Below are 26211 nucleotides of genomic sequence, written 5' to 3'. Positions count from 1 at the left end.
GACAGAAGATTGACATTAGTCTGACAGTAAATAATCCCTGTTAGCTATAGTTCAATACGAATAGACAACCTTTTATCCTTTCTGAGGAAAGGTATATATTAGCTCATAGAGTTACATTCATTTATGAATTTTTTAGCGAGTAGCGATACTCGCTATTTTTTTGCCTAAAATTCAGTAATATCATTTACATGTACCTTTAAGCCGCCTTGATCATCGTTCTGACCGTATCCGTTTTAACACCCACCGCCCCAAATTGTTCAATACTACCAGTGCCTTTCTTAGAAAGGCCTAACTACTGATGCCATCCATTGAAAACAGACTACTATCTCTAATCGGTAATGCGATGCGGAACGCGACCCATTTTTTTAAGGTCGAGCAAGTGTTTGTTGAACGATTCTTAAGAATAAACGTGGAAAATCTGATAATCAAAGCCATACTGATAGAAATATAATTTTGTTGTCATAACTCTGTAGCAGTTCACACTCTAAGATTGTTCTTCTTAACAATGATCGTGGTATTTGCTACAAAAGTTATGTCCTCGGACATGGTTTTAATCGGAGGTATTTATGTCTATTAATTCTATTGACCATGATGAAATGGCAAATATAGCATCCCATTGGGACTTCAAGGAAGAAGACGCCAAGCACACAGAAAAACAGATTAAATCAGCCGAAGCTCGTCGTCGTATTGAAGCGATGCGCGAAATTCGTGAAAGCGGTTTAACATTGGAAGAAGCCGAGGAACTAGGCTTATTCCATTAATGATCTTTTGAATGCACATGCAAGGGCGGGTTATCACCGCCCCTGATTTTTCTACACTAAATCCGCTTTTTGCCATTAAAGAGGATTGATTACGATCATTTCTCTGTTTCGTTAATCTTGAGCCTTCACTCGTTTCTATTCCCTGTGATATATTGCAGCACCACAAAATAAACTCTATTGAGAACATCATGCCAGTTAATTTATCTTTGCTCTCTGTGGAAGAGAAAAACAAGATTGAGATTGATAAACAAGCGTCGTATTTGGTTTGGCAACTAAAGCAGACTAAAATCGGCCCAAATGAGATGTTAATTCAAAGAGATAAGCTCAAAAACGAAGATGAAAAAATATGTTTTGAGCAATCAGTAGCAAAATATAAAAGAGCCATGGGAGTGGTATAACCTTCCGGCTCCTTAGCAAATTGAATTTACATTTTGCTAAAATTCGTCAAATAAATTGAAGCAGAGAGAAGACCCCAATGGGAAGAAGTTTTGAAGTGCGCAAGGCCTCAATGGCAAAAACACAAGGCGCGAAAATAAAAGTTTATTCCAAGTATGGTAAAGAGATTTACATGAGCGCCAAAAATGGCGGCGGTGATCCGGACATGAATCTCTCTCTAAAACACTTGATCGCTAAAGCAAAGAAAGATCAAGTACCAGCACATGTAATAGACAAAGCGATTGATAAAGCAACGGGTGGTGGTGGTGAAGATTACCAAGCCGCTCGTTACGAAGGTTTTGCCCCTGGTGGTGCAAGCGTCATAGTGGATTGCCTAACCGATAATGGAAACCGTACTTTTCAAGATGTACGTCAGTGCTTTGTAAAAACAGGTGCTAAAATTGGTAGTCCAGGCACCACGGCACATATGTTCGATCATCAGGCAGTGTTTCAATTCAACGGTGATGATGAAGATGCCGTTTTAGAAGCATTAATGATGCAAGATGTTGATGTAACCGACATCGAATTAGAAGACGGTGTCATTACTGTATTCGCGCCGCATACTGAATTTTTCAAGGTAAAAACAGCCTTAAACAGCGAGTTTGCAAACCTTGTTCTTGATGTTGAAGAAATCACCTTTGTTTCCCAAACAAATACACCTATCACCGGTGACGATGCGATCAAGTTTCAGAAGTTCTTAGATTTACTTGACGAGTGCGATGACGTACAACAGGTCTATCACAATGCTGAGTTAGACGCAGAATAGAATTGTACTTGTAGGCTATTACAACAAAAAAACCGAGCTAATTAATCATGCTCGGTTTTTTTATCTTCGAACGAAAGTAAATGGCATGGTTTACATTGAAACTGAATTCGTTGTATGGCGGTAGTGGATGCCCATTGTTAGGTATAAGAGGTTTTAATGATCAGCATGTTGATCTCGAACGTACTTAGCTTTGTTCATTGTCTGGAAAGCTTTGTTACATGGCAGCCCTGATCATGTTTCCGTAGAATCTAAAGATGGGTTAACTAACTTATTGATTAAGCATAGTTAATTAAAAACTGAATTTTTGCTCTCTTTTTGCGGAGATTGAAGAGAAAAGGATGAATAATGTTGATGGCTTTGTTAACGTGTTATTCCATTGTTCAGCTTAAAATAAGGAAATGTAATGAAGATTAGTTTTATTGGATTGGGTGTTATGGGTTACCCCATGGCTGGACATCTTCAAACGGCAGGATTCGACGTAACCGTATATAACCGTACGACAAGGAAGGCACAGGATTGGACCAAATTGTACGGTGGTAATTATAAGGCCACTGTTTCTGAATGCGTGCAAAACGCGGATGTGGTTATAAGTTGTGTGGGGAATGACGACGATGTGCGCAGTGTTATTACAGCCAGTAGTGGTGCAATCTCTGCCATGAAACAAGGCGCGATCTTGATCGACCATACGACGACGTCAGCAAATCTAGCTGAGGAGCTCTTAAAAGCTTGTCAGACAGCTGGAATTACATTTATGGACGCACCAGTATCAGGTGGGCAAGCCGGAGCTGAGAATGGCGTTCTAACCATCATGTGCGGTGGAGATAGAGCGATTTTTGATACGTTACAACCTATATTCAATACCTATGGAAAATCGTCGGTTTTGATGGGGGAAGTTGGTCAAGGTCAACGTGCTAAGATGGTGAACCAGATTTGCATCGCTGGTGTACTTAATGGTCTTTCGGAAGGGTTGATACTCGCTGAAAAAGCAGGATTGGATATTCCGACACTCGTCGACTGTTTGAAAAACGGCGCCGCGGGCTCTTGGCAAATGGAAAATCGTGCAACCACGATGGCACAAGGTAGCTTTGATTTTGGTTTTGCTATTGATTGGATGATCAAAGATCTAGGTTTTTGTTTAGATGAAGCAGATAGACAAGGTATATCTCTGCCGTTAACCAACAAAATAATTAAACAATATGAAGAACTGTCTGAGCAGGGGTTGGGTAGGATGGATACCTCAGTATTAATGACTGCGATAGAAAAAGAAGCCAATTAGTTATTGCTCTACGTCGGAATATTTAACCACCTTCTTAGAAAGTGGTTAAATATAGTTTTCTCTTCTAAGCCCTCGCCTTTAATGTATGGAAACCATCAGAACGATGTACTTATTCCAGATTCCCATTTTCATGGGAATAACGGCATTTCAGATAACGATTTACACTGTAAAAAATTAGACCGTGAATCGACCAACGAGATGAGACAGTTCCGTCGCCTTGGTATTTAATTGACCACTACCCGCTTGGTTTTCCTTGGCAAACTGTGCCGATTGATGGCTCTTATCAGAAATAATAACAACGCGTTCAGATATCTCATGGCCCACTTGACTCTGCTCTTCTGTTGCCGTCGCTATGAGTTCATTCATGTCCATGATGACATTGATCGATTCTTGTATCTTGCTTAACGCATTACTTGCCGCGTTAGCTTCTGCCACGGTGTCTGCACTTTTAGATTTGCTCTTATCCATGGTTTGTACCGCGGCATCGGAAGCGGCTTTAAGCTGATTAATCATCTGATGGATTTCGAGTGTGCTCTCTTGTGTTCGGCTTGCAAGCTTACGAACTTCATCTGCTACAACAGCAAAGCCTCGACCTTGTTCGCCAGCACGTGCGGCTTCGATCGCAGCATTCAGAGCGAGAAGGTTAGTCTGTTCAGCGATATCTTGAATCACCTCTAATGACGTTGAGATATTCTTCACATCGCCTTCCAATTTGGAGACGACCTCGTTGGCTTGTTCAACGTCATTGGCTAATGATTCCACCGAATGAGCGGCAGATACTACGATTTCCATTGCTTTATGAGCACTGCCTTCAACTTCCTTCGCTGACTCTGCCGCTTGAACTGCATTACTCGAAATTTCAGTTGCTGTCATTGTCATCTCTGTCATTGCAGTCGCTACTTGCTCGGTCTCTTCTCGTTGCTGGCTTGCCAACGAATCTACCTGCGTGGCTCTACCTATCATGTTACTGGTTTCGCTGACGACTTCACCGCTGACTAAAGTGACGTTTTTGATGATTGACTGAAGGCTTGCGACAAATAAGTTAAAATTGTTGCCTAGACGGTTGTACTCAGGGATCTTAAATTCTTCCATTCTTGCCGTTAAGTCGGCATCACCATTCGCAAACGAGGCAATAGAACGATCGAAGGCGTTAAGAGGGCGAATAATGCTCTGATTTACAAATACAGCAAATAGACCAGCAATGATCACGATGATAAACGTCGCTATACCTATGCCGATTAAAGCATCGTCGACAAGAACTTGAGATGTCTTTTCCATGTCGACAACCGTTGCTTCAATATCATCAATATAAAAGCCCGTACCAATAACTAGATCCCATTTAGATACATAGATTGAATAGGCCAATTTCGGCGATGCTTCATTCTCACCTGGTTTTGGAAAGTAGTAGGTTGTATAGCCACCACCACTTGTCCCTTGTTTAATAATATCTTGCAGTAAAAGGAAGTTATTAACGTCCTTTAGATTCCAATAGTTCTTGCCTATACCACTGGTGCTTTGGCCTAACAACAATCGGTCACCCTTACTGTTATAGCCATATACATATCCATTTTCACCAAACTTAATTCGGGAAAGCTCAGATATGACATCTTCAATTGGCGCGTTACTTTCTTTTAACGGGCCGAGTACAGAATCTACTATTTCCATGTAAGATTTTAATTCAATCTTCTTGTTATCAGTCATGTAAGCTCTTGATGAGTCCATGTGAGCTTGATTTAGGTTGAAAAGTTCAACGCGGGTAAAGTACATGGTCCCAATTGCAATAATCAGTAACGGAAGGATGGCTAAAATGTATAATCTCGTCTTTATCGTAATATTCATAATGATTAACTCAATTTGACAGGTACTGATAGGTGCATTTAGTAGTTGTAGCGAATATATTCGGCGTTATGCAGATATATGTTGCATGTATTGTTATCGACGATCAGGCCAAAATCTTTAGCTATTATTGATCTAGTGCAACCAGTTGATTGATTGGGATTTCTTTACCAGAATTTAAAAAGAATGGTTAAGGTCGTGAAATAGTTATTCATTTTTTGGCTAGATAGTGGTAGAAAGAGCGTTGATTTTTTATAGGTGCAGACAAATGAGCGTTAAGAAAGAGATACAACAACTGAATGATCGTCTAGATAAGTGTAAAAATAAATTGAGTGCAGCGGTTTCTAGACGAGATCAGCCAGTTATCGCTCAATTTGAGAAAGAAGTAGAGCAACTAAATAAAAAGCTTAATCAGATAAAGCATAAGCAAAGTTATGACCTTAACAAAGAGCGTAAAAGTCTACTTGATATGCCTTTTCAACGAGAGCTGACCAAAGAAGAACAAGCGGATTTGGGGCTATTTAAGAAGAAAATCAAAGGTATTGTGGTTGTTCACCCACTCACTAAACTCGGCAAAGAGTTAAAACTAGACGCAGTAACAGGGTTTGCACCTAAAGAGTTTTGATTTCTGATCGATATATAAAAAAAGCAGCATTTATGGGGTCACTTCATTAACGCTGCTTTTTTTATACGTTGTTTCGTTAAACGTACTTCTGCTATAACCAATATGTTAAAAATAATAACGGATTTAATGAGCTTTAATCCCCAGCTTTCTTAAGGCATGGGGAAGCAATTGGTCAAGTTTATCAATCTCATCGCTTTCTATCTCAATTAAATTGAAACCATGATCAGTATAGGCAAGGCGCTTTTTCTGTTTCGTTATTGCATCAATTGGTCCTGTATCACTTCCCCAAAACTGAATATAAACCTTGCCGTTAGGAAGATAAAAGTTGCTGGTAAACTCTTCCTCTATTGGAAGCTTTCTCTCGTACGCGTGGACTAACCCTGCCATATAAAGCCAGTTATCAATAATTAACTCACCTTTAGAACGCACATAATGACCATCCGAGGTTCTATGCTTAGCCTCAAACTTCTGTTTAAAACTTGAAAAAGATTTGTCGGTTGAGAGAGAATCAGAATCTGCCCCCGAGAACTCTCGAATGGAGTTTTTGAAATTGCGATTCTTAAGTATCGTATCGTGCCACAATGTATAAAGAGCTGAGGTGTTTTTGTCCTCTCGCTGTTCACCACCCGCTCTTAGACCAAGCTCAGATAGTACCCATCCACTTGCTGTTTTATCTATCCAGCCTAATTCATTCAAAATTTGATTGATTTTTTTTGCGTGTAGACCCACTTTGTCACCTACTTGTGTCGCGGTTAATCTCGCTCCAGCGCTCAAGTTTTTATCAATAACAACGTCTTTAGGCCAGACAATAAATTGTCCGTATTCTGCATGTGTAACGTACTCGCCACCAAAACGCTTACCTAAGTCGGTCAATAACCATTTATTTTCATGTCTGACGATATAGCCATACTGGTTAAACTCAGAAAATAACGCCTTTGATTCTACGTTATTCTGTTTTGCTAAGTTGGTCGTCGAGATCTTGTCTTGCATAGTAAATCTTTCCTAAAAATTAACTGAGCGTAAAAAACTGAGTGATCTAAACGCTATCATAAAATACTAACGTTATGAATTAACTTACGTTCTGTTTAGCAATGAAAATTGTGGGTTAAAAATAGATGATTCAATGGCAAATTCGGTTAGTCGTTACCATACTTATTTTATCTGCATTTCATATTAATAGGGTATTTATTGTGAAAAATGAACTGGATCCTAGCAAAGTATTGCGCGCGTACGAAATGGTGATGAACAATGGTACGCCGACTGAATTCGGAAAAATGTATGAAGGGCTAGAAGCCTACTCTGATTACGACGGCTATAATGTTTTTATTCGTGGTAATGGCGTCGAGCTCAAGGTTGGATTCCACAATACCTATCATCTTGAATATGATCAGGAACATCTGAGAGACAGTTTTCTGAAAAAAGTAGATACATTAAGTAAGTAAGCACTAACTTTACAGTGCTTACTTACTTAATCGGTTAGCCTATCAGAAACTTGCACTGTTAATTAGTAAGTGTAGGCCGATACTGACTATGTATCCGATAGCAATTATCGGTGTCCATTTTAGGTGTCCAAAGAAGGTGTATTTGCCGTGAGCGGCTCCCATTAAGGCAACACCTGCTGCTGAACCGATGGACAGTAGGCTACCACCAACACCGGCAGTTAGCGTTACAAGCAACCAATTTCCTAAAGACATGTCTGGATCCATGGTGAGTACAGCGAACATGACGGGAATGTTATCGACCACGGCAGAGAGTAATCCAACGACCACATTAGCCCAAACCGGATCCCATTGGTTATACATGATATCGGAGACTAGGCCTAGATAGCCAAGTATGCTCAAACCTCCGACACTCATTACTACGCCATAGAAGAACAAAAGTGTGTCCCACTCGGCATGAGATACTCGCCTGAATACATCGAATGGAATAATTGAACCCAATCTTTTCAGTGCTGCTTCATCATGTGCAGCAACGGCTTTGGCTTTTTTTCTAGCGATAGAAGCGGGCAGTGTTTTGCGTAAGAAAAACCCAAAAAATTGTAGATAGGCAAGGCCCATCATCATGCCTATCACTGGAGGAAAGTGTAAGAGTCCATGAAAACCTACCGCCGTTAAAATAGTGAGTAAGAATAAGCCAACGATTCGTTTCCCACCTCTTTTCAGTTCAACGTATTCATGAATGGCTTCTGGCTGATCTTTCGGAACAAAATAGGACATCACCAGAGCCGGGATGAGATAGTTGGCAACGGAAGGAATAAAGAGTGCTAAAAATTGTGAGAATGAGACTAAACCAGCCTGCCACACCATCAAAGTAGTGATATCGCCGAAAGGGCTGAATGCGCCACCTGCGTTTGCTGCGACGACTATGTTGATACAGGCAATGTTGATAAATTTAGTGTTATTTCCACCCACTTTCATAACCACAGCACACATTAGCAATGCTGTGGTTAAATTATCCGCGATAGGAGATATGAAAAATGACAGGATCCCTGTTAACCAAAAAAGTGTTCTTAGATTGAAACCTTTCCCGACCATCCATGACCGCAGTACATCAAATAGGCGTCTCTCCTCCATCGCACTGATGTAGGTCATCGCCACTAATAAGAATAGCAAAAGTTCTGCGTACTCTAACAAGTTGTGTTCTATTGCTTGCTTGGCGACTTCTATTTGACCATGTTGTTGATAGACATAACCGATCATTATCCAGATTAGGCCTGCAGCCAGTAACACAGGTTTTGACTTTCTCAGCTGTAGGTACTCTTCCGCCATGACTAAGCTGTAAGCTATCGTAAATATAACTAAAGAGGCATAGCCAACGGTTGATGAAGTTAGTCCTTCAATAACATGACCAGTTGATTCTGCTGCACTGGTGGGAAGAGAAATGAAATAAAAGAGGATGAAAAAAGATGTTGGTTTTAGTTTCATAAGTTCCACTGACTCCATCATAAAATACTTTAATTCTAGTTTAGACAATGAAACAACAACGTCAGGAGAAAAAACGCTAACTAATAGGAATAAAAAGAAATAGTTTGTTAACAATGGTCTAAATTGTGACATTAGTCCGTTAAGTTTCTACTCTTTGGTCGCCAACCTAGCTCAATTCTATACAGGGTGAGGAATGATCGTCGTTGTGAATTAAATGGGTGGATATCGTATTATTGGCTGTATGAAAACCTTCATTCGGAAGTGGGTAGTGTTGTGTTATTACCTGCTATATCTTTATTGCTAAGCGGGCAAAAAAAAAGAGCCATAAGTAGGCTCTTTAATGACGTAACAAAACGTTTAGATAGGCATGACTCTATTTTTGCCTAAGCTTTTCGCTTTATACAGTTGTTGATCTGCACTATCTATTAAAGAGATAGGGCTTTCTGTCTCTTCGAATTGAGCAACCCCAAAAGAAGCTGAAATATTTTTAACTTGCTCACCAGAACGTTTATCTTTGACGGAAATTCGTTCTATAGAGCGACGAACGGTCTCAGCAAATTGCCTTGCAATTCTAAGTGGTTTATTGGGTATAAGTAGAGCAAATTCTTCGCCACCATAACGGTAAGCGGCAATGCCATCTCTACAGCTAGATTGTAGGCGTTTTGCGATGGATTTAATCACCGTATCACCAAATACATGGCCATAGTCATCGTTTAAACTCTTAAAGCTATCGATATCAATTAAAACTAAGCAGAGAGGATAGGATTGTTCTGAGGCACAATAGGCGGCGATATCTTTATCAAAAGCACCTCGGTTCAACAGTCCAGACAGACTATCGTGAAGTGCGTCTTTTTGAACTTTTTCCAGTTTTTCTCGTAGGTTGGATATCTCTGAACTTGCGGTATTAAGTTGCTCGTTGAAGTGGCTAGTAGAACTTCGTATTGCTTCTGATTCATTGACAAACTTTCTAACAAGTGAAAGCAGCTCATCGAATGTGAGCCCTTCGTGATCAATTTTCTCGAGATTGGAGAAACTTTTTTCAATCGATTTCTCAAACGAACTTGTATCGGCAAGGGTGTCTTTCATGGAAAGAAAGATCTCGTTAACCAGAATCTCTAAGTTAGACCTTAACTCGTGTATATCGGATTCTGTTTTCCCTGCGATGTATCTTTTATAAAGGCTTTTATTGTGGCTTGGGAGACAAACGCCGTACTCAGCGATGATCTCGTCTAATTCAACATTAAGCTTTGGTTGCGTTTCTTCAACATAGGTGTACCACAAAGCATAATTTGGTGGTGTTGTCGGTACCTGATGTTTGATCATTAAAGGTACTGCGGTCCTGAGTATTTCAGCCGCTTTTTGGAAGTCTTCTTTTGTCATTTTTTAACCAAACTGATTCGAGGTAGTTATAAATTTGTACCATTATTCTTTATGTTAGCGAATTTATACAATAGTGTCCTGTTTGATGACCAATAAACTCGAAAAAAAGTCATCTTCAAATGGATTACCACTTCATTATTGATAATTACGAATAGTTTTGTTACTGATACTTCTAACTATCCCTAATCTAGGGAAAAAAAATCCGCTTGTATCAAGCGGATTTTGAACACAATACATTTCAAGAATGATTGATAAATAGTTTAGTGATCTAGGTACAAATAGTTTTGCCAGCTTTTCATGCGAATCAAAATTTTCCGCATCATTGAAACATGCTCTAGGTGCTCTGAATAAACAGCAATTTCCGCGGCACTACCAAGTGGAAGATTAAATTCAGATAGGTCATCGTGGACCTTCAGTTTAACTAATAGTCGACCCCCAGTATCCAGCGTTTCGCTACTGATTAATGAACCGTTAGCTTGTACTTGCCCTTCCGCGATCGCGGGTAACATTTCGATGACTTCACCTTGGAATACTCTGCCTGGTAAGGCGCGAAATATAAAGTCAGCTTCATATCCTGGTTTTAATCGCTGTGACGCGTTTTGTCTAAATGCTCCGATATAAAATTTTTCCTCAGAGTGGACAAATGTCATTACAGGAACCAACGGCAATGGTACCGCCATCATACCAGGCCTTAATGCTACTTGAGATACATAGCCGTCTGTAGGAGCGAGCACAACCGTTTCGTCGAGTTTGAACTGAGATTGTTCTAATTCAGATTGTGCGCTGGCAACAGTGGTATTCACACCGTTTATTTGTGATTCAAAGGCTAGTTTTGCTTGGCTTTCACTTGCTTTAGCGGCGAGTAATGCGGCTTCTGAAGCCAAATAAGATTGGCGACGAGTATCCACTTGTTGAGCGGTGAATGCGCCTTTTTTATAACCAGCAGCGTATCTTTTGTATTCTCTATCAAGTTTATCTCGTTGCGCGGCGGCTTGGAGGCTTGTTGCCTGAGCGCCACGATAAATGGCTTCCAGTTGTAAGACGTTCTGTTCTGCTGCTGCTAATTGGGCAAGCTTGTTGATGACATCTGCTTCAAATGGCGTTGGATCTATTTTGAATAGGATGTCTCCTTTCTTGATCGGCTTATTGGCCTCAATAGGAACCTCAATAACTTTACCTCGCACACTAGACACGATTGGAGTAGTGGTAAATACTTGACCGCCTGTAGAGGTAAACGGGTGGTTATAGTTCATAGCCAGAGTAAGAAAACCGACTATAACGATACCACCGAGTCCCGCGGTTGGAATGGTCCATTTATTTTGAGGAATTTTGAATATCTTAAATATCGCAATACACAATGCGGTATAAGTCAGTATCAGTAGTATTTCCATCAGTTAGACTGCTCCTGATTTGTATTATTACCTTCTTGAACAGAAGGTTCTTTTGCGGGCATTGTCTTCGGAGTAGTTCTATCATTTTGCAATTGACTCACTTGGTTTTGGAGCGTTGCTATTTGATCGGACAACAGCGTGATCTTATGTTCTAGGTCGTGTTGCTCTTCAATGAGTTTGGTAAACCCCCAACCTCGATCTTCTCTCCATAGCGTTGCCCATATCCACAAAAAAGGCCATAACACATGTAAGGTGAATAGACTTACCCAACCAGATATGTGGATGGCATCTTGATGAGGGTGATTTCTTTCTTTGGCTATCTCATAGGGGATATCGTGTATAACGATAATACCGTAAAAAACAATCAAAACAACACACACCAGTATAACTAGCGCCACGGTCTCAAGCATTGTCTATTCCTTGTGTTTGTTAATACTTTACTATTAAAGTTACGTTTATGTTTAATTTCTAGTTTAACAGAGAAAACCGTATCATTTATAGTTATTATAGTAATGTTTTTGAATATTTATGATTGATTTAATTAATAAAAATAAGGGATTCTATTGCAATATATAGGAGAAATTGCGGCCATATTTGCTGCTTTGACATGGGCGGTAGCGACATGGATTTATAGCCAGTTTAGTCATAAATTTAGTGCGATGCAGATGAATATTGTAAAAGGTATCGCCGCTTCTACTATGATGTTGTTCGTTCTTCCTGTACTGCCTCTTCCTGAACTTGTACTGAGTCCGTCGCATTTTTGGATACTGGCGATATCGGGCGTTATTGGTATCGCTATTGGTGATAGCGCTTATTTTGCGGCTCTGAAACGAATAGGTGCCAACAAAACGCTTTTACTGGAATCTCTTGCGCCACCTTTATCTGGGATTTTGGCTTTAATGGTGCTTGGCAGTGCACTTAGTGGGCAGAGTTGGTTAGGTGTCTTTGTCACGACAGTTGCGGTGACCTACGTTATTTTTCAACCCAATGTGAATAATCAACCAACCTCTATTAGTGGTATCGGTTTTGGGTTGCTCGCGAGTGTGTGTCAGGCGACAGGGGTTGTCATCTCTCACTATGCATTGGTTGCTGGAGATATTCCTCCTTTATTAGGCGCGCTGATCCGTTTGAGCATCGGGGTTATGGTGGTGTTTGTGGTGGTGGTTTTTGTTGAAAAACGCCCAGTGGCTTCGATGTTGGCTAAATTGAAGCAGCTTAAAAGCAGAGATAGAAGGTGGCTTTTAGCGGCTATCTTTGTCGGTACATTTTTAGCTTTATGGCTACAACAGATAGCCTTAAAGCACGCTAACCCTGCCGTAGCACAAACGTTAATCGCGACGAGTCCGTTGTTTATTTTGATGATCTATGCGTGGAATGGTGAGCCAATAACCAAGAAAAATGTTATTGGCACATTAGGTGCGTTATTTGGAATTTCTCTTTTCTTTCTGTGATGGAATAGAACGGATTAATCTTCAAGGCAGACTTGATTTCTACCATTAGCTTTTGCCTTATATAGCGCTTTGTCTGCGCGATAGAATGTTCTTTGAGTGTTTTCGCCATCTCGATGTAGTGTGATACCGATACTGACGGTTAACCCACGTTCGCCCAGTATGGCACTCCAGCCATAACCATAGATATGCTCTCGATAGTGCTCTGCGTGCATTACCGCTCTTTCTGTGGTGGCGTGCTCTAAGATAACGAGAAACTCTTCGCCGCCAAAGCGCACACATGATGCCCCCTTAAATCTAAAGTGAGATTTAAGCTCAGAAGAGACACATACAATGGCTTTATCACCAATTAGGTGGCTAAGTTCATCGTTGACTGATTTGAAGTGGTCTATATCAATAACCAAAAATGCAAACGGAGTGTCGTGCAGTAACAGGTCTTTCAGTTTTACATCTAACCAACGACGGTTATGTAGTCCAGTTAACGGATCGGTAAATACGTCTTGTTGAAGCTTGGCTACCGCATCTTTTTGGCTCTCAGTTGTTTCTTTTAGCTCTTTATTTTCTTGTTCAGACATAATGAGTTTTAGCTGTAGCTCGAAGCGAGACAATCGACGCAACTGGTGGGAGCCAAGATCCGTAATTGGGATGCTTTTGATCAAATCGGTCGATACTCTATAACCCAGTTTCTCAAAGGTTAATGCTTTTTGATACTGACCTTGATTGCGAAAAACATGACTCATAGAATCATACAATTCTTGCAATAATAAAGGTGATGAGGTTTGCTGGATTTTCTTGGTCGTGCTTCTTAGAATGATGCTCGCATAATCGGTTTTACCCAACTCAGTTAAGTTGTGAGCTTGCTCAAGACGAAGCATATTCGCTAACCAATGAGATTTCGATCGGTGAATCAAGTAATAGGACTTAGCCAGTGTGGCCAATGCTTGATGATGCTCTTTACGGCGACTAAGTAACTTTGCCTGATAAAGAATGATCTGACCAGCTAGCCCTTTATCGCTGACTAAAATACTGAGCTCTTCACACTCTTTTAGAAGCTCATTTGCGGACGTAATACGATTTAGTGATATTAGGCATGCCACCATATTGAGTTTACAGCGTAGCCTTAAAGAACGGCTATTAATGGCATGATCAATGCTGTCTATTTTTTGATAATAGCGATAAGCCTTCGCGTGATCACCATAAGCATCACACAGACTGCCCATGCCTAAAACCGCGATGGCATATTCATCTATCGAGCTGTATTCCACCGCAAGAGAGGAAAGATCAACAAACTCTTTAAGAGCTTCATCATATAACCCTGCATTGACAAGCCTTTCACTCAAGCTGGTTTTTATTGTGATGATCTCTTCAACATCGTTCGGCAGTGTTAAAAGATCTAATGCGTTTTTGAGTTCAGATATGCTTTGTCGATGTTGATTGAGTAAACTTCTGTATTCAGCGCTTATGAGGAAGCAGTGTGCTTTCTCATTTTGAGATGCTGCAACATGATTACGGACGTGATCCCAGAAAATTATGGCTTCTTCACCGGTAACAGAAGAAGGGTCTAAACCCGCATCGGATACTTTACTGAGAAGTTTATCCATTTTGACTATCCATTTGCTCTTGATCTTCGAGCTGCTCTAATGTAAACGGGAAAGAAAGTATGTCGTGTAGGACGGCGACGGGTATTTGACCCGTTAGTCCTCGTCGATCCCAAGGGTAGTTATTTAGTGTTTGAAGGATGAACTGGAAAAGCGCTTCTGCTTGTTCTCCTTTTTCGGCTACTAACATACCAATCCTATCTTCACTCAAACGTGAGATAAGGTCATTTCGATTGCAGAGACATTGCGCTATTTCAATACAGACTTCAAGGTATGCTGCGTTGTCATGTTGAATAAGAATGATGGCATGAGTCGATGCTTTTAGTTCGCTCTTAAACAGAACCATTTGCTCCCACCAATAGGTTTCTGAAACTAAATTGGAGTAGCCTTTTTCACCGTGATGGAATTCGACCTGACGTCTGATTCGGTTAATTAATTTACGAGCGCGATTATCCAGTTGCCTTTTAGATGCACGAGCTTTATCCAAGCCGAGTCTATTGGTTTTATCTTTTAGTAACTTAATCGAGTATCGTCGATATTTTTGAAAGGAATCCAGCGCGTCTTGAAAGTCACCTTGTTTTTCTGCAACCGCAGATTGTTGGTAGCAAATCTGTGCGAGCAAATCACCATCTTGGAACTCTTTTGCCGCTTTTTCAGCTTTACTTAAGAGTTGTTTAGCATCACTCAGGTTATTACGAATAAGTTCTAGCCGCGCTCGGTTAATGTAAGCTTGAGTTTGCAACCAAAATAGGTTGTGTTTCATCGCAAGGTCATACGCTTTGAGCGTTGCCTCTTCTGCGTTTTTAACCCTTTCTAATCCGAGCAGCGCTAACCCTCGGTATTCCCATATTTCCGCTTTCCAAGTGGCATTGCTATTGTGCTGTAGTACCTCTTCAGCCGTATCTAATACAGAAAGCATCGCGATATAGTTGTTGAGCAGATAATAGTCTCTTGCGAGTAAAATCCTTGCTTTGCCTTCTAGCCAATTTATGCGGGCATTGTTTGCCACATTGACCGCTAATGAGTGGGTAGACATGGCCAATTTATGCTCATTGGTTACCCGCCATACGTTTCCGAGGCCGATAAGGCTCTCAATCTCAATGACAGTCTCACCAACTAGTGCGGCTTGTTCTAGCGCGTTTATCCAAAATTGTTGAGCAGAGTAATATTTTGCTTGGCCCCAGAACTGTAAGGCGTGCACATGTAAAATTTCAGGAAGGAATAGATCAGTATCGAGTCGGTTCAGCCTCGCGTGGGCATCTTTAATCGCTTTGAGACCCTGAGTGTAATCCATCAGGTACCAATAACATCGAGAAATCAGGATCGCAGTCTTGATACCCCCTTCAGGGTACAAAACTTGATCGGCTCTAACTAAGGACTGTTTTGCTAGCTGCAATACAGTCTCAGGCTCGGCTTCAATTCGTGAGGCGAGCTGTTCGATTTCGTTTTCTAGAACGGCGTGGGCTTTATCCAAGGCTAAGTCCATGATGTTAATTACATAAACAACGTACTCATTATATGAATACTTTGGCAGGAATCACTAATTAAAACACAATAATCGATTCGCATTTCTATAAAAGTTAGCGCAGACTCACAATCTAGCAAAGCGATTATATAGTAAACAGAGATCTCATTAGGAAAGCAACTGCTTTAAAGTCAGTGGATGATCGGTTAATCCAAGTCTTTGAGCTGGTGTATTCCCATCCTTATCTTGGTAGCATAAATTATGCCATGCTCTAAATATGTCCAACATTGGCAGAATGCCACCGGGTCTGAGTTTTCTGCGTGGTTCGTTAATAAAACTCCCAAATAAGGTTTGGAAACGATCTTGATAAAACTTGGTGTTTCGTATGCTGGCCTTGTGAAACCAATGGTCGGGCGAAGGGTTGTCACCTGCTAAGTAACATATTCCCTTACTTGCGTTTTCTTGAAATGACATGGCCCAACGATCTTTCCACCAACCCATATGAATAATATCAATTTTTTCAAGAGCTTTACTGTTATCCCAGCTTTCATCCTCTTCGACGTACATAAGGTCAACATTTTGACGCTGAATTCTTTTCAAACATAGAGTCACAGCTGCTGAGCGTAACACAGGGTCTTGAGGGAGGTATATGGAGATACGTTTGTCGTCATTACACATCTCGAGGATATGCAAAAAGTGCGCATATGAGGTATAGGGTGCGCGAATAAGCGCTCCTTTTGACGGATAATCAAAACGTGTCATGTTACCCATAGGATCTTCCACATTTCCTCTAGCAAGAATCACCTGATATTTTTCATCAATACGTTCGCGCAGATCGTGGGACTTAACCTTAATGTCTATATTCGCTTCGGATAGATAGCTTCGAGACACATAACGAGCTGCAGAGCTATATGGGTCATGATCTACTGAGCCGGTAGGCTCTTCATTTGTTGAATAGTTGATATGCTGGGAAAGAATATACCCAGATTGGGCCTCGCCTGTTGCAAACCATAGCACGCCATTATTGCTTTTTGGTTGTAACGGCATAAAGTGCGAAGCGAGGTGATAATGTTCTTCGTGGTTTACCCAGCGAGCATCAAACATCGCTAACTTTCGGCGACATCGACTTGCAATATGGTCTACATGGTCATAAAAGGTTTTAGGGTTAATCTGTAATTTACGGCACACTTCTCGGACTGAAAAGCTCATAAACAGAAGGCCGAGCAGATTTTCTTGAAGCTGAAGCTTGTTGTTCGCGCCGGACCACTTGTCTACAAAAGTCGATTGGCACTCTTTGCAGCGATAACGTTGCCTGTCACCGCTATATCCAAAAGCATGATAGAGGCTTTTATGGGTATGAACGGAAAGACCAAAGTTATAACACTCTTTGTTGCGACAAGCAGGAAGTCCATCACTATGAACTTGGCGTAGACGCGTCAGTTCATTTAGGACTTCTTGATTATTAAGTAAGGGGGGGAAAGCACCACATTCCCGACAAACCATCGTTGGACGCTTAGGATTTACGTGTTGTAGAACGTATCGTTCTGCATCACTCAAACCAAAGTTATCACACGCCAATGTTTTACAAAAGTTGAGTTGTAAACCATCTGCATCCTTGGGTAGTTTGCCGTTTGACACGATCGCCCCCTCAGGAAATACTGGAGCTGTCAGAAAACACTGACAGCGATTAAATTAGATGTTGATTGCAGTTTCTAATGCAACTATCATCATATCGTTAAATGATTTTTGACGATCTTCAGAGCTTAGCTTTTCGCCACGAATAATGTGGTCTGATACGGTAAGAATCGTTAACGCTTTAGCATTTAGATCGGCTGCCACACCGTAGATACCTGCGGCTTCCATATCCACACCGAGGATACCCAGTTTTTCCATTTTTCCGAAAATATCGGCCTCAGGTGTGTAGAAAAGATCGGCAGAGAAGACGTTACCTACTTTTACTGGAACGTCTTGAATACGAGCTTGTTTTACCGCTTCTTCAAGCAGACCAAAATCGGCGATAGCCGCAAAGTCATGGTTGTTAAATCGGATACGGTTTACCTTGGAGTCAGTTGATGCACCCATACCAATAACAACGTCCATTAATTTAACGTCGTCACGAACCGCGCCACAGCTACCAACACGGATAACGTTTTTCACACCGAATTCTGCAATCAATTCGTGTACGTAAATGCAACACGACGGGATACCCATACCGTGGCCCATTACAGACACTTTCTTACCTTTGTATGTACCGGTATAACCGAACATATTACGGACATCACACACTTGCTTCACATCATCTAAAAATGTTTCTGCAATATACTTAGCACGTAGTGGGTCACCAGGCATCAAAACTGTCTCTGCAAAGTCACCTAGTTGAGCGTTAATATGTGGGGTTGCCATGTCGATTTCTCCGATTAAAATGGGGATAAAATTAGTAACTTATTTATCAATTACTAATTATGTTGAAATTATTTGTTCGCTTAATTGAATATTAGCGGCAATAAAACCATCCACATGAGATCCAGATCACATTATTTGTGAGAATTTAATATGCTGGACCATTTGATAACTAAATCTGTTGAATGAGAGAGAGCAATCGATTTGCTTTTGTTTTTAGGCCAACTAAAGCAGCGTTACGGCCTTAAAATGGAAGGTAGCACACTGCCCATTTATTGCTGTCGTCACCGATTAGTTGTCTCTGATATCAATTAATTCTTCAAGTAATTCAGTAAGCTGATTGTATTTCTCGTCACCAAGTTTTTCTTTTAATAACACATATTGCTTGTCGACATCGATACGAACTCTTTTCACTAACTTTTCTGCTTTGTCGGTGAGACGAATATTGACACGTCGTTGATCAACTTCCGATTTTATTTTGCAAACATAGTCTTGTTTTTCTAATCGATTGATCACGCCTGTTAGACTGGGGCTTAATATACAAGAGTCACTCGCGAGAGTCGTAAAATCTATTTCGCCGTAAGCAAAGATGATTCTCATCACACGCCATTGTTGGACTGTTAAGTCGTTTGCTGACAGTACAGGACGAAAGTAATCAAGGGTTACGTCCCTCGCTTTTATCAACTGCAGTGGCAAAGAGTCTTTAAATTTTGTCATGTTTTACCTTTCTAGTCTTTTATAGATCGTAATTCTAAGTAGACGTTGTTTTTAATTCAGAATCTTGAAGATGATTGCGGTACTCCGTTGCAGTCATCTGTGCGTATTTTCTAAAAAAACGTGCAAAATAGGCTGGATCTCTAAACCCAAGATCGTAACCTATTTCAGACACACTTTTTGGTGTGAACTGTAAATGGCGTCTTGCTTCTTGCATCAACCTATCAATAATGATCTTTTTAGAGGAAAGCCCACTGACTCTACGGCAGATATCATTAAGCCTAGAAACAGAGATCCCTATACTGTCTGCGTACTGGCTTAATGCCCAATGTTGGTGGTATTGATTCTCTACAAGGTGGTTAAAATTATGAAAAATGGTGACATCCACACTGCGGTTTCTGGTCTCGCTCTTATAACTATTAGAAAGTCGCATTACCTCGATAAGTACAAGTTGCAAAATAGATTGAGTTGCACGCTCTTTCATCATCGCACCAGAATCCATTTCTCTTTTCAGGTGAGTTAGAAAATCTAATATAGGATTGTCTGTTTCAAGCCTAGTACAAAATGGCTTCATTTGATCCACCATAATATTGTTTATCCCACTCTCCATGTCTAAAAGTCGCCAAACCAGTTGCTGCTGAATAGTGAGGACATACCCTGTAGAGGTCGCTTCGGTCACAAAAGAGTGGGGGACTGCTGGAGGGGTGAAAAACAACGTAATACCTTTGAAAGAATAGTGTTTATCATCCAAATGAACGTGCGTTTTTCCTTCCATTACGATATGCAGTTGATAAAATCGGTCGTGATAATGGACAGGCATATTCCGACCAAAGAAACTCGCCAAATTGTCCAAGTATTCAAAATGTAATTCCGCATCTGCGTACTTTTGATCGTAAACTTGCCCAATAATAATGTTAGGGATTTCTCCAGCCACCTTGTAACTCCAATTCACGTTTAGTAATCACTCGTGTTGCCGTGTCAGATCACATTTTCGTACAAAACAGTTAATATGTTAATTACTTTCTGCGAAAAGTGCAATTGTTGTCGTGCTTAGTCCATTTTATAACTATTTATTTAACATGATAATAACAAATGTTCAGAAGCCAAAATTATTTATTTCGACCCACTAGGTGAATTTGTTGGGTAAGTTGCAAGATTAAAAGGAAGTAACCATGAAACGTGAAAACTCATTATTAGAGCAAATCAAAGAAATCCTACCTACGATTGCAGCCAATGCTGCTCAAGCTGAAATGGATCGAACACCACCTGAAGAGAATATCCGTCTCTTAAAAGAAATTAAGTTTTTCCGAGCATTTCAACCTAAAAAATATGGTGGCCTTGAAATATCGTTACCTGAGTTTACCGATTGTGTCGCAGCGATTGCTGGTGCATGTGGTGGTACAGCATGGGGCGGAAGCCTACTTGCCACGCATAGCCATCAAATGGCGATGTTTTCTGAGAAAGCACAGCAAGAATTTTGGGGAGAGAATCCGGATGCAACAGCAAGCAGTAGTATCGCACCGTTTGGTAAAACAGAAAACACAGAAGGTGGCGTCATCTTTAACGGAGACATGCGCTGGAGCAGCGGATGCGACCATGCTGACTGGGCCATCCTCGGATTCCACCGACTTGATGCGGATGGTAACAAAGTCTACTGCTTTGGTGTGGTACCAAGACATGAATACACAATTACTGATGACTGGCATGCCGCTGGTATGAAATCGAGCGGTACTAAAACATTAGTACTGAGAGATGTTTTCATTCCTGATCACCGTATCGAGACAGCGAAAGGCATGATGGAAGGCGAATCGGCGGGCTTTGGTCTGTACCCAGATAGCGATATTTTCTACACCCCTTATCGTCCATATTTTGCTTGCGGGTTTGCAGCGATAAGCTTAGGCATTGCGGAGCGTATGTTGGTTGCTTACAAAGAGAAGACTAAGAATCGTGTCCGCGCTTATACCGGGGCGAATGCAGGGACAGCGACACCAGCTCTCATGCGTATTGCTGAATCGACTCATCAAATATTTGCGGCTCGCGCCATGTTAGAAAAAACGTGGCAAGATCATAAAGAGCACGGTGAGCGTAAAGAATATCCAACTCGTGAGACATTGACCTATTGGCGCACTAACCAAGCGTATGCAGTGAAGATGTGTATTCAAGCTGTGGATCGTTTGTTTGAAGCGATGGGTGGTATGAGTTGGTTCCTCGACAATGAAGCTCAACGTCTCTTCCGTGATTCGCATATGACAGGTGCGCATGCATACACTGATTATGATATTTGTGCACAAATTCTAGGGCGAGAGTTGATGGGATTAGAACCTGACCCAACGATGGTGTAATCGATACAGAGATTTTTATTCGCGCCAATAAACGAAGCTCTACCGTTAATAAGTAGAGCTTTTTTAATGCCTTACATTAGTTACCACCACTTGGATATAGACTAAAGTCTACCTACTAAAAGTAAACTAAATGTTACAAACATGATCTTGTTAACATATTAACTAAATGTCTTTTGGTAGATTATTAACATGTTATCGAATTGTATCTAAAAAGTGATATTTAGATAACGAATATAAATAAAATAACGACGATAAGTAAAACAAGGAAGTGTCATGATCAAATCTAAAATATCCCTTATGGTAAGCACTGGTTTACTGTTACTCGCTTCAACAGGTGCTAATGCCGCACCAGAGAAAATACTAAAAATAAGCTCTTGGGCTTCGCCAAATCACGGGATAAATAAGGTCGTTTGGCCAACGTGGGGCAAGTGGATTGAAGAAGCGACAGAAGGTCGTGTAACCGTAAAAATTGAATATGATTTGGCTCCACCACCGTCACAAATTGATGTCGTTACGGATGGTATTGGTGATGTAACGTGGATTTTCCACGGCCATAAAGCTGGACGTTTCAAATTAACACAGCTTCCGGAAATTCCTACTTTTAAAGAAGGTGTGAGCTCTGAGTTAGCGTCGAAAGCTTATTGGAACACCTATGAAAAATACCTTAAACAGGGTAAAGAACACCGTGGTGTAGAAGTTATGGCAATGGGAGTGCATGGTCCGGGTCAGCTTATCACTAAAGAGAAAGTTGAAACCCTCGCTGACCTGAAAGGTAAGAAAATCCGAGTTGGTGGTGGTGTTATTTCTACCATCGCGAAAGGGATGGAAGTCACGCCAGTGTTTATCTCTACCACTAAGGTGTATGAGTCGCTTTCTCAAGGTGTTGTTGTTGGTACTTACTTACCTGTAGAAGCTCTAAGTAGCTTCCGTCTAGCGGAAGTTGCCAATAATACACTTATGTTCCCAGGTGGTCTGTACCGCGGAAGTTTTGCCATTGTCATGAATCGCGATGCACTAGAAGGTGTTTCAAAGAAAGACCAAGAGGCGATTAAAGCCGTATCGGGCGAAAAGCTCTCTCGTCTATTCGGTAAGATGATGGATGATTACGATAATAATGCTTATACCAAAGCTAAAGAAGGTGGTCATGTGTTTACTGATGCTTCGCCAGAGCTCGTAGCAGAAGTAAAAGGTATGACAACCGCTATTATTGAAGACTGGTATAAAACAGCGAAGAAACGCAAGGTTGATGGCCCTGCAGCATTCGATTATTACCAAGAGCAAATTAACAAAGGCTTGTAATCATTATGATAGCTGAAAATGTTTCGATAGCTGTAAGGCGAGGGTTGGAGACCCTCGCTGCGCTCAGCTTGTTTCTTATGATGGGTATTACATTTTTCGATGTTTTCGGACGCTATTTTCTAAACTCACCGATCGATGGCTCAACTGAGATGATTGAGGTTCTACTCGCTGTCATGGTCTTTATGGCTTTCCCTCTTGTGTCTTGGAAAGAAGAGAATATTTGCGTAGACCTACTCGACGCTTATTTTCCAGACCGCTGGATTGACGTTCGCCAAGCAGTAATAAATCTTATTTGTGCGGTATCGCTGGTATTGGTCGCGATGATGAATTGGAAACTAGCGGGTCGTTCTCTTGAGTATGAAGAAGTATCTGAGATATTAGAAATTCCATTAGGTTACGTGACCTATCTAATCTCAATTACAGGGTTTGCTGGTGGTTTTCTTACCTTTATGAATGCCGTTGTATACATGGCCAGATTACCATTCTTCCGCTCAGGAACGCCGATATCAGAAAGGAGTAGCAGCGAATGATGGAGTCCATTGTAGGTTTTACCATTCTTATCATCATGGTGTTTTTAAGGTTACCACTTGCCTTTGCCATGGGGGTTGTTGGATTTATTGGATTTTGGTATATCAATGACTATAACTGGACAGCGGCCATGTCTATGGCTGCTCGCCGAATCATTGATACTGGGCAAGATTATGGTTTGTCGGTTATTCCACTATTTATATTAATGGGGAACTTTGTGACGAAAGCGGGCTTGTCCGCTGAATTATATAGAGCCTGTAATGCGTTTGTTGGGCACCGTCGCGGTGGTTTATCCATGTCGACGATACTTGCTTGCGGCGGCTTTTCAGCCATTTGCGGTTCTAGCCTAGCCACATCGGCAACCATGTCTAAAGTCGCCATGCCACCGATGCGAGCCTATGGGTATGCAGATAGTTTAGCTGCCGCGTCAATTGCTGCTGGCGGTACGCTCGGCATTTTGATACCACCAAGTGTCATGCTGGTTATCTATGGGCTTCTGACCGAAAGTAGCATACGTGAATTATTTGCGGCGGGATTTCTTCCTGGCTTACTAGGTATTTCACTTTACCTGCTTACGGTTCGTTGGGTCGTTTATCGCTCACCAGAAAGTGCACCACCGGGTGAACGTTCAGACTGGAAAGAACGATTGACGGCATTAAAGGGCATTTTTTCTACGTTATTACTTTTTGTCTTGGTTATGGGTGGTATCTACGCAGGTGTATTTACGCCTACAGAGGCGGCAGGTATCGGTGCTTCAGGTGCTTTCTTTTTAGCACTTTATCGAAGAAAACTGAGTTACGACATATTAAGAGACATTCTAGTTGATACAGCTAAAACGTCGGCGTCACTCTTTGCTGTCGTTATCAGTGCATTAATACTGTCTAATTTCGTAAACCGTGCTGGTTTACCAACCGCGTTGATCGAGTTGATCCAAGTCGGAAATGTGTCTCCGATAGTGGCGATGGGGATTATCCTGCTCATCTATATTATCTTGGGCTGTGTATTTGAAAGTATGTCAATGATGCTGCTTACGGTGCCAATCTTCTTCCCGGTTGTTGTTGAGCTTGGGTTTGATCCAATATGGTTTGGTATCGTTGTTGTGGTAGTGACAGAAATCAGTCTGATTACGCCTCCTGTTGGGTTGAATGTATTTGTTCTCTCAGGGTTAGTAAAAGACATCAGTACAGGCACCATCTTTAGAGGTATTTTACCTTTTTGGGTTGCGGATATGGTGAGATTAGCAATTATTGTGCTGTTCCCATCTATTGCACTGCTATTGCCCAGTTTGATGTATTAGATCACAACGAATCCGATAGTTTCGTTTGTTTTGGCTTTGAGCATTTGCTCAAAGCCTTTTCTTTTTAGAAGGCGGAATAACCGTCGGGCCGTGGTTAGAATGCGCCCTAACCGATTACAATAAGATCAGACATTTTAAAGCTGATCTTTGAAGCAAATTTCCTTACACTATCCTCCTTCATTGTATCTAGAATTGAGTATAAAAATGATTGAAAGAAAAGAGACTAAGCAACGTATGAGTCGCGCTGTTATCCATAACGGTACGGTATACTTTTGTGGTCAGGTTGCAAAAGATTCAACTAAAACCATTAAAGAGCAGACCGAAACCATGTTAGATAAAGTGGATGAGTTGTTAGAAAGTGTCGGTTCATCAAGAGAGAAATTGCTATCAGCAACGATATACCTTAAAACGATGGAAGACTTCGCTCAGATGAACGAAGTATGGGACAACTGGGTTCCCGAAGGCCATGCACCCGCTCGAGCTTGTGTCCAAGCGCAGATGGCTAGAGAAGCTCTACTTGTCGAAATTTCAGTCGTTGCCGCTGTATAATGGGCATAAAAAAACCTACCCAATAGGGTAGGTAAGATAATTATCTTAAGAAATAGCAGTGTTTGATTTGGTATAGCGTAAATAATGTCAGAATAATTTGACCGTCTTACCAAAAAATCAGCGCGAATTATAGGCGTGTTCTGCTATTTATCAATACGTTCATATGCCCATTCACAATGGACATATTGTCCACAATATAACTAGCTGTACATGGAAGAATAGTTATCGATATAGCTTTCCCAAATTGGGGGCGTTCCAATAACTTCCTGTACTGTTTCAATAAAGAGTTTGACGATTGGGGTTTGATTCCTATGGGGATAAATAGCGTGTATATCACCGTATGTTTTAGGCATTTTGTAATCTGTTAATAACGGTACAAGTCCCATCTCCTTAATGTTTTTCTCTAAAGTAAATAATGGGGTCGCAGCGTAACCGAGGCCATCTTGAGCTGCAGAGAGGATAGCTTTGGCTTGGTTTACTTTGTACCTGCCTTTCATCGTGTACGTTTGCATTACATCACAACCAGGTGATTGGCAAAAATCGATTTTGTTAATGGTTGTTTCACCATTAGTGTAAATTATGGCCGGTAATTTTATTAATTCTTCTGGTGTTTTTGGTTCACCATATTCTTCGATAAAAGATTGAGATGCCAAAATAGCAATTGGGTTACTGGCTATTTTTTTCGCAATGAGATTTGAATCTGACAACATACCAACACGAAATGCAATGTCGTACTGCTCGCCAATTATATCTGATCGCCTATCGTCCAAATGCAGACTAATATGAATGTCTGGGTATTTCTTCATAAAGCAATTGATCGCTTTGGTAAGATAAAGGTAACCAAATGGTGTCGGTCCAGTAATCTTTATTTGGCCTTTTGGTTGGGAATGATAAGACTCGGCCAGCCTTTGCGTATTTAAGAGCAGTTCGCGCATTGACTCTGCTTGTTTTAAAATCTCCGTGCCTGCGTCAGTTAAAGAAAGGGAACGAGTGGACCGATTGAGCAATCGAATGCCCAAATCTTCCTCTAACGTTTTAATCTGTTTAGATAACACTGAGCGATCAAGGTTGCGTAAATCAGCCGCTTTAGCAAATGAGCCATGTTGAACAACATCTAAAAAAAGATCGAGTCGAGTTGCCATATCCATAGAAAGGAACCTGAAATAGAGAACGTAAT

General features: G+C 41.1%; 25 protein-coding genes. 12 read left to right on the top strand and 13 right to left on the bottom strand.

Annotated elements, in window-relative coordinates:
* The first annotated feature begins 566 nt into the window (after positions 1-566).
* The 4 genes from L3V77_RS20805 (at position 567) to L3V77_RS20790 (ending at position 3238) form a co-directional block, all read left to right on the top strand.
* Entirely contained in the window at positions 567-761 is a 195-nt protein-coding gene (locus tag L3V77_RS20805; RefSeq protein WP_275138143.1) for a hypothetical protein, read from the top strand.
* Between the two features lie 188 nt (positions 762-949).
* Positions 950-1159 carry a DUF3283 family protein gene (locus tag L3V77_RS20800; protein WP_275138142.1) on the top strand — a complete coding sequence of 70 codons (210 nt, stop codon included), beginning with the start codon at positions 950-952 and terminating at the stop codon, positions 1157-1159.
* A gap of 77 nt (positions 1160-1236) precedes the next feature.
* Positions 1237-1962: a YebC/PmpR family DNA-binding transcriptional regulator gene (locus L3V77_RS20795; protein ID WP_275138141.1), complete on the top strand. Its 726-nt coding sequence runs from the start codon at positions 1237-1239 to the stop codon at positions 1960-1962.
* 403 nt (positions 1963-2365) lie between these two features.
* Complete coding sequence (locus L3V77_RS20790; RefSeq protein ID WP_275138140.1) at positions 2366-3238, top strand: NAD(P)-dependent oxidoreductase; 873 nt, start codon at positions 2366-2368, stop codon at positions 3236-3238.
* Between the two features lie 174 nt (positions 3239-3412).
* Here the strand turns inward: L3V77_RS20790 and L3V77_RS20785 are convergent, their stop codons facing one another.
* Positions 3413-5077: a methyl-accepting chemotaxis protein gene (locus tag L3V77_RS20785; protein ID WP_275138139.1), complete on the bottom strand. Its 1665-nt coding sequence runs from the start codon at positions 5075-5077 to the stop codon at positions 3413-3415.
* Positions 5078-5342: 265 nt separating this feature from the next.
* Between L3V77_RS20785 and L3V77_RS20780 the strand changes: the two genes are divergently transcribed.
* On the top strand, positions 5343-5699 hold the full coding sequence (locus L3V77_RS20780; RefSeq protein WP_195705811.1) for a YibL family ribosome-associated protein: 357 nt from the start codon (positions 5343-5345) through the stop codon (positions 5697-5699).
* A gap of 123 nt (positions 5700-5822) precedes the next feature.
* Here the strand turns inward: L3V77_RS20780 and L3V77_RS20775 are convergent, their stop codons facing one another.
* Complete coding sequence (locus tag L3V77_RS20775; protein WP_275138138.1) at positions 5823-6689, bottom strand: glycerol kinase; 867 nt, start codon at positions 6687-6689, stop codon at positions 5823-5825.
* 200 nt (positions 6690-6889) lie between these two features.
* Between L3V77_RS20775 and L3V77_RS20770 the strand changes: the two genes are divergently transcribed.
* On the top strand, positions 6890-7141 hold the full coding sequence (locus L3V77_RS20770; RefSeq protein WP_195705813.1) for a DUF3081 domain-containing protein: 252 nt from the start codon (positions 6890-6892) through the stop codon (positions 7139-7141).
* 42 nt (positions 7142-7183) lie between these two features.
* Here the strand turns inward: L3V77_RS20770 and nhaD are convergent, their stop codons facing one another.
* The 4 genes from nhaD to L3V77_RS20750 form a co-directional block, all read right to left on the bottom strand.
* On the bottom strand, positions 7184-8623 hold the full coding sequence (gene nhaD, locus L3V77_RS20765) for a sodium:proton antiporter NhaD (protein WP_275138137.1): 1440 nt from the start codon (positions 8621-8623) through the stop codon (positions 7184-7186).
* 357 nt (positions 8624-8980) lie between these two features.
* Positions 8981-10003, bottom strand: a complete 1023-nt coding sequence (locus tag L3V77_RS20760; protein ID WP_275138136.1) for a GGDEF domain-containing protein — start codon at positions 10001-10003, stop codon at positions 8981-8983.
* A gap of 260 nt (positions 10004-10263) precedes the next feature.
* Positions 10264-11394 (bottom strand): HlyD family secretion protein, encoded by a 1131-nt coding sequence (locus L3V77_RS20755; RefSeq protein ID WP_275138135.1) that lies wholly within the window; start codon positions 11392-11394, stop codon positions 10264-10266.
* Positions 11394-11804, bottom strand: coding sequence for a DUF3302 domain-containing protein (locus L3V77_RS20750; protein WP_275138134.1), 411 nt, complete (start codon positions 11802-11804; stop codon positions 11394-11396). The genes L3V77_RS20755 and L3V77_RS20750 overlap by 1 nt, the downstream gene beginning before the upstream one ends.
* 153 nt (positions 11805-11957) lie before the next feature.
* Between L3V77_RS20750 and L3V77_RS20745 the strand changes: the two genes are divergently transcribed.
* Positions 11958-12845, top strand: a complete 888-nt coding sequence (locus tag L3V77_RS20745; protein WP_275138133.1) for a DMT family transporter — start codon at positions 11958-11960, stop codon at positions 12843-12845.
* 14 nt (positions 12846-12859) lie between these two features.
* Here L3V77_RS20745 and L3V77_RS20740 read toward each other — a convergent pair whose 3' ends face one another.
* From L3V77_RS20740 to hpaA, 6 genes are all read right to left on the bottom strand, one after another.
* On the bottom strand, positions 12860-14443 hold the full coding sequence (locus L3V77_RS20740) for a GGDEF domain-containing protein (protein ID WP_275138132.1): 1584 nt from the start codon (positions 14441-14443) through the stop codon (positions 12860-12862).
* Positions 14436-15914 carry a hypothetical protein gene (locus L3V77_RS20735; RefSeq protein ID WP_275138131.1) on the bottom strand — a complete coding sequence of 493 codons (1479 nt, stop codon included), beginning with the start codon at positions 15912-15914 and terminating at the stop codon, positions 14436-14438. The genes L3V77_RS20740 and L3V77_RS20735 overlap by 8 nt, the downstream gene beginning before the upstream one ends.
* Positions 15915-16073: 159 nt before the next feature.
* Positions 16074-17543, bottom strand: coding sequence for a lactate dehydrogenase (locus tag L3V77_RS20730; protein ID WP_275138130.1), 1470 nt, complete (start codon positions 17541-17543; stop codon positions 16074-16076).
* A 54-nt stretch (positions 17544-17597) separates the two neighbouring features.
* Positions 17598-18308 carry a purine-nucleoside phosphorylase gene (gene deoD / locus L3V77_RS20725; protein WP_275138129.1) on the bottom strand — a complete coding sequence of 237 codons (711 nt, stop codon included), beginning with the start codon at positions 18306-18308 and terminating at the stop codon, positions 17598-17600.
* 288 nt (positions 18309-18596) lie between these two features.
* On the bottom strand, positions 18597-19022 hold the full coding sequence (hpaR, locus tag L3V77_RS20720) for a homoprotocatechuate degradation operon regulator HpaR (protein WP_275138128.1): 426 nt from the start codon (positions 19020-19022) through the stop codon (positions 18597-18599).
* 34 nt (positions 19023-19056) lie between these two features.
* The gene (gene hpaA, locus L3V77_RS20715; protein WP_275138127.1) at positions 19057-19953 is read right to left on the bottom strand and encodes a 4-hydroxyphenylacetate catabolism regulatory protein HpaA; all 897 of its coding nucleotides are present in this window, start codon (positions 19951-19953) and stop codon (positions 19057-19059) included.
* Between the two features lie 238 nt (positions 19954-20191).
* Here hpaA and L3V77_RS20710 point away from each other — a divergent pair, with 238 nt between their 5' ends.
* From L3V77_RS20710 to L3V77_RS20690, 5 genes are all read left to right on the top strand, one after another.
* Positions 20192-21361 carry a p-hydroxyphenylacetate 3-hydroxylase oxygenase component gene (locus tag L3V77_RS20710; protein WP_195705825.1) on the top strand — a complete coding sequence of 390 codons (1170 nt, stop codon included), beginning with the start codon at positions 20192-20194 and terminating at the stop codon, positions 21359-21361.
* A 273-nt stretch (positions 21362-21634) separates the two neighbouring features.
* Positions 21635-22660: a TRAP transporter substrate-binding protein gene (locus tag L3V77_RS20705; protein WP_275138126.1), complete on the top strand. Its 1026-nt coding sequence runs from the start codon at positions 21635-21637 to the stop codon at positions 22658-22660.
* Between the two features lie 5 nt (positions 22661-22665).
* Entirely contained in the window at positions 22666-23190 is a 525-nt protein-coding gene (locus L3V77_RS20700; protein WP_275138125.1) for a TRAP transporter small permease, read from the top strand.
* Positions 23187-24485: a TRAP transporter large permease gene (locus L3V77_RS20695; protein ID WP_275138124.1), complete on the top strand. Its 1299-nt coding sequence runs from the start codon at positions 23187-23189 to the stop codon at positions 24483-24485. Before L3V77_RS20700 ends, L3V77_RS20695 begins: the two co-directional genes overlap by 4 nt.
* A 204-nt stretch (positions 24486-24689) precedes the next feature.
* Positions 24690-25034: a RidA family protein gene (locus L3V77_RS20690; protein WP_195705829.1), complete on the top strand. Its 345-nt coding sequence runs from the start codon at positions 24690-24692 to the stop codon at positions 25032-25034.
* Between the two features lie 200 nt (positions 25035-25234).
* On the opposite strand, the gene L3V77_RS20685 is transcribed toward L3V77_RS20690, so the two are convergent.
* Positions 25235-26182: a LysR family transcriptional regulator gene (locus tag L3V77_RS20685; protein ID WP_275138123.1), complete on the bottom strand. Its 948-nt coding sequence runs from the start codon at positions 26180-26182 to the stop codon at positions 25235-25237.
* Positions 26183-26211: the final 29 nt, after the last annotated feature.

Origin of the sequence: Vibrio sp. DW001 (assembly GCF_029016285.1) — a bacterium.
Classification (GTDB): domain Bacteria; phylum Pseudomonadota; class Gammaproteobacteria; order Enterobacterales; family Vibrionaceae; genus Vibrio.
This window is presented reverse-complemented; position numbering and strand designations above follow the sequence as displayed.

Coding starts and splice junctions, on each gene's coding strand:
- L3V77_RS20805 (WP_275138143.1), top strand. CDS start 567: ATGTCTATTAATTCTATTGACCATGATGAAATGGCAAATATAGCATCC.
- L3V77_RS20800 (WP_275138142.1), top strand. CDS start 950: ATGCCAGTTAATTTATCTTTGCTCTCTGTGGAAGAGAAAAACAAGATT.
- L3V77_RS20795 (WP_275138141.1), top strand. CDS start 1,237: ATGGGAAGAAGTTTTGAAGTGCGCAAGGCCTCAATGGCAAAAACACAA.
- L3V77_RS20790 (WP_275138140.1), top strand. CDS start 2,366: ATGAAGATTAGTTTTATTGGATTGGGTGTTATGGGTTACCCCATGGCT.
- L3V77_RS20785 (WP_275138139.1), bottom strand. CDS start 5,077: ATGAATATTACGATAAAGACGAGATTATACATTTTAGCCATCCTTCCG.
- L3V77_RS20780 (WP_195705811.1), top strand. CDS start 5,343: ATGAGCGTTAAGAAAGAGATACAACAACTGAATGATCGTCTAGATAAG.
- L3V77_RS20775 (WP_275138138.1), bottom strand. CDS start 6,689: ATGCAAGACAAGATCTCGACGACCAACTTAGCAAAACAGAATAACGTA.
- nhaD (WP_275138137.1), bottom strand. CDS start 8,623: ATGAAACTAAAACCAACATCTTTTTTCATCCTCTTTTATTTCATTTCT.
- L3V77_RS20760 (WP_275138136.1), bottom strand. CDS start 10,003: ATGACAAAAGAAGACTTCCAAAAAGCGGCTGAAATACTCAGGACCGCA.
- L3V77_RS20755 (WP_275138135.1), bottom strand. CDS start 11,394: ATGGAAATACTACTGATACTGACTTATACCGCATTGTGTATTGCGATA.
- L3V77_RS20750 (WP_275138134.1), bottom strand. CDS start 11,804: ATGCTTGAGACCGTGGCGCTAGTTATACTGGTGTGTGTTGTTTTGATT.
- L3V77_RS20740 (WP_275138132.1), bottom strand. CDS start 14,443: ATGGATAAACTTCTCAGTAAAGTATCCGATGCGGGTTTAGACCCTTCT.
- deoD (WP_275138129.1), bottom strand. CDS start 18,308: ATGGCAACCCCACATATTAACGCTCAACTAGGTGACTTTGCAGAGACA.
- hpaR (WP_275138128.1), bottom strand. CDS start 19,022: ATGACAAAATTTAAAGACTCTTTGCCACTGCAGTTGATAAAAGCGAGG.
- L3V77_RS20710 (WP_195705825.1), top strand. CDS start 20,192: ATGAAACGTGAAAACTCATTATTAGAGCAAATCAAAGAAATCCTACCT.
- L3V77_RS20705 (WP_275138126.1), top strand. CDS start 21,635: ATGATCAAATCTAAAATATCCCTTATGGTAAGCACTGGTTTACTGTTA.
- L3V77_RS20700 (WP_275138125.1), top strand. CDS start 22,666: ATGATAGCTGAAAATGTTTCGATAGCTGTAAGGCGAGGGTTGGAGACC.
- L3V77_RS20695 (WP_275138124.1), top strand. CDS start 23,187: ATGATGGAGTCCATTGTAGGTTTTACCATTCTTATCATCATGGTGTTT.
- L3V77_RS20690 (WP_195705829.1), top strand. CDS start 24,690: ATGATTGAAAGAAAAGAGACTAAGCAACGTATGAGTCGCGCTGTTATC.
- L3V77_RS20685 (WP_275138123.1), bottom strand. CDS start 26,182: ATGGATATGGCAACTCGACTCGATCTTTTTTTAGATGTTGTTCAACAT.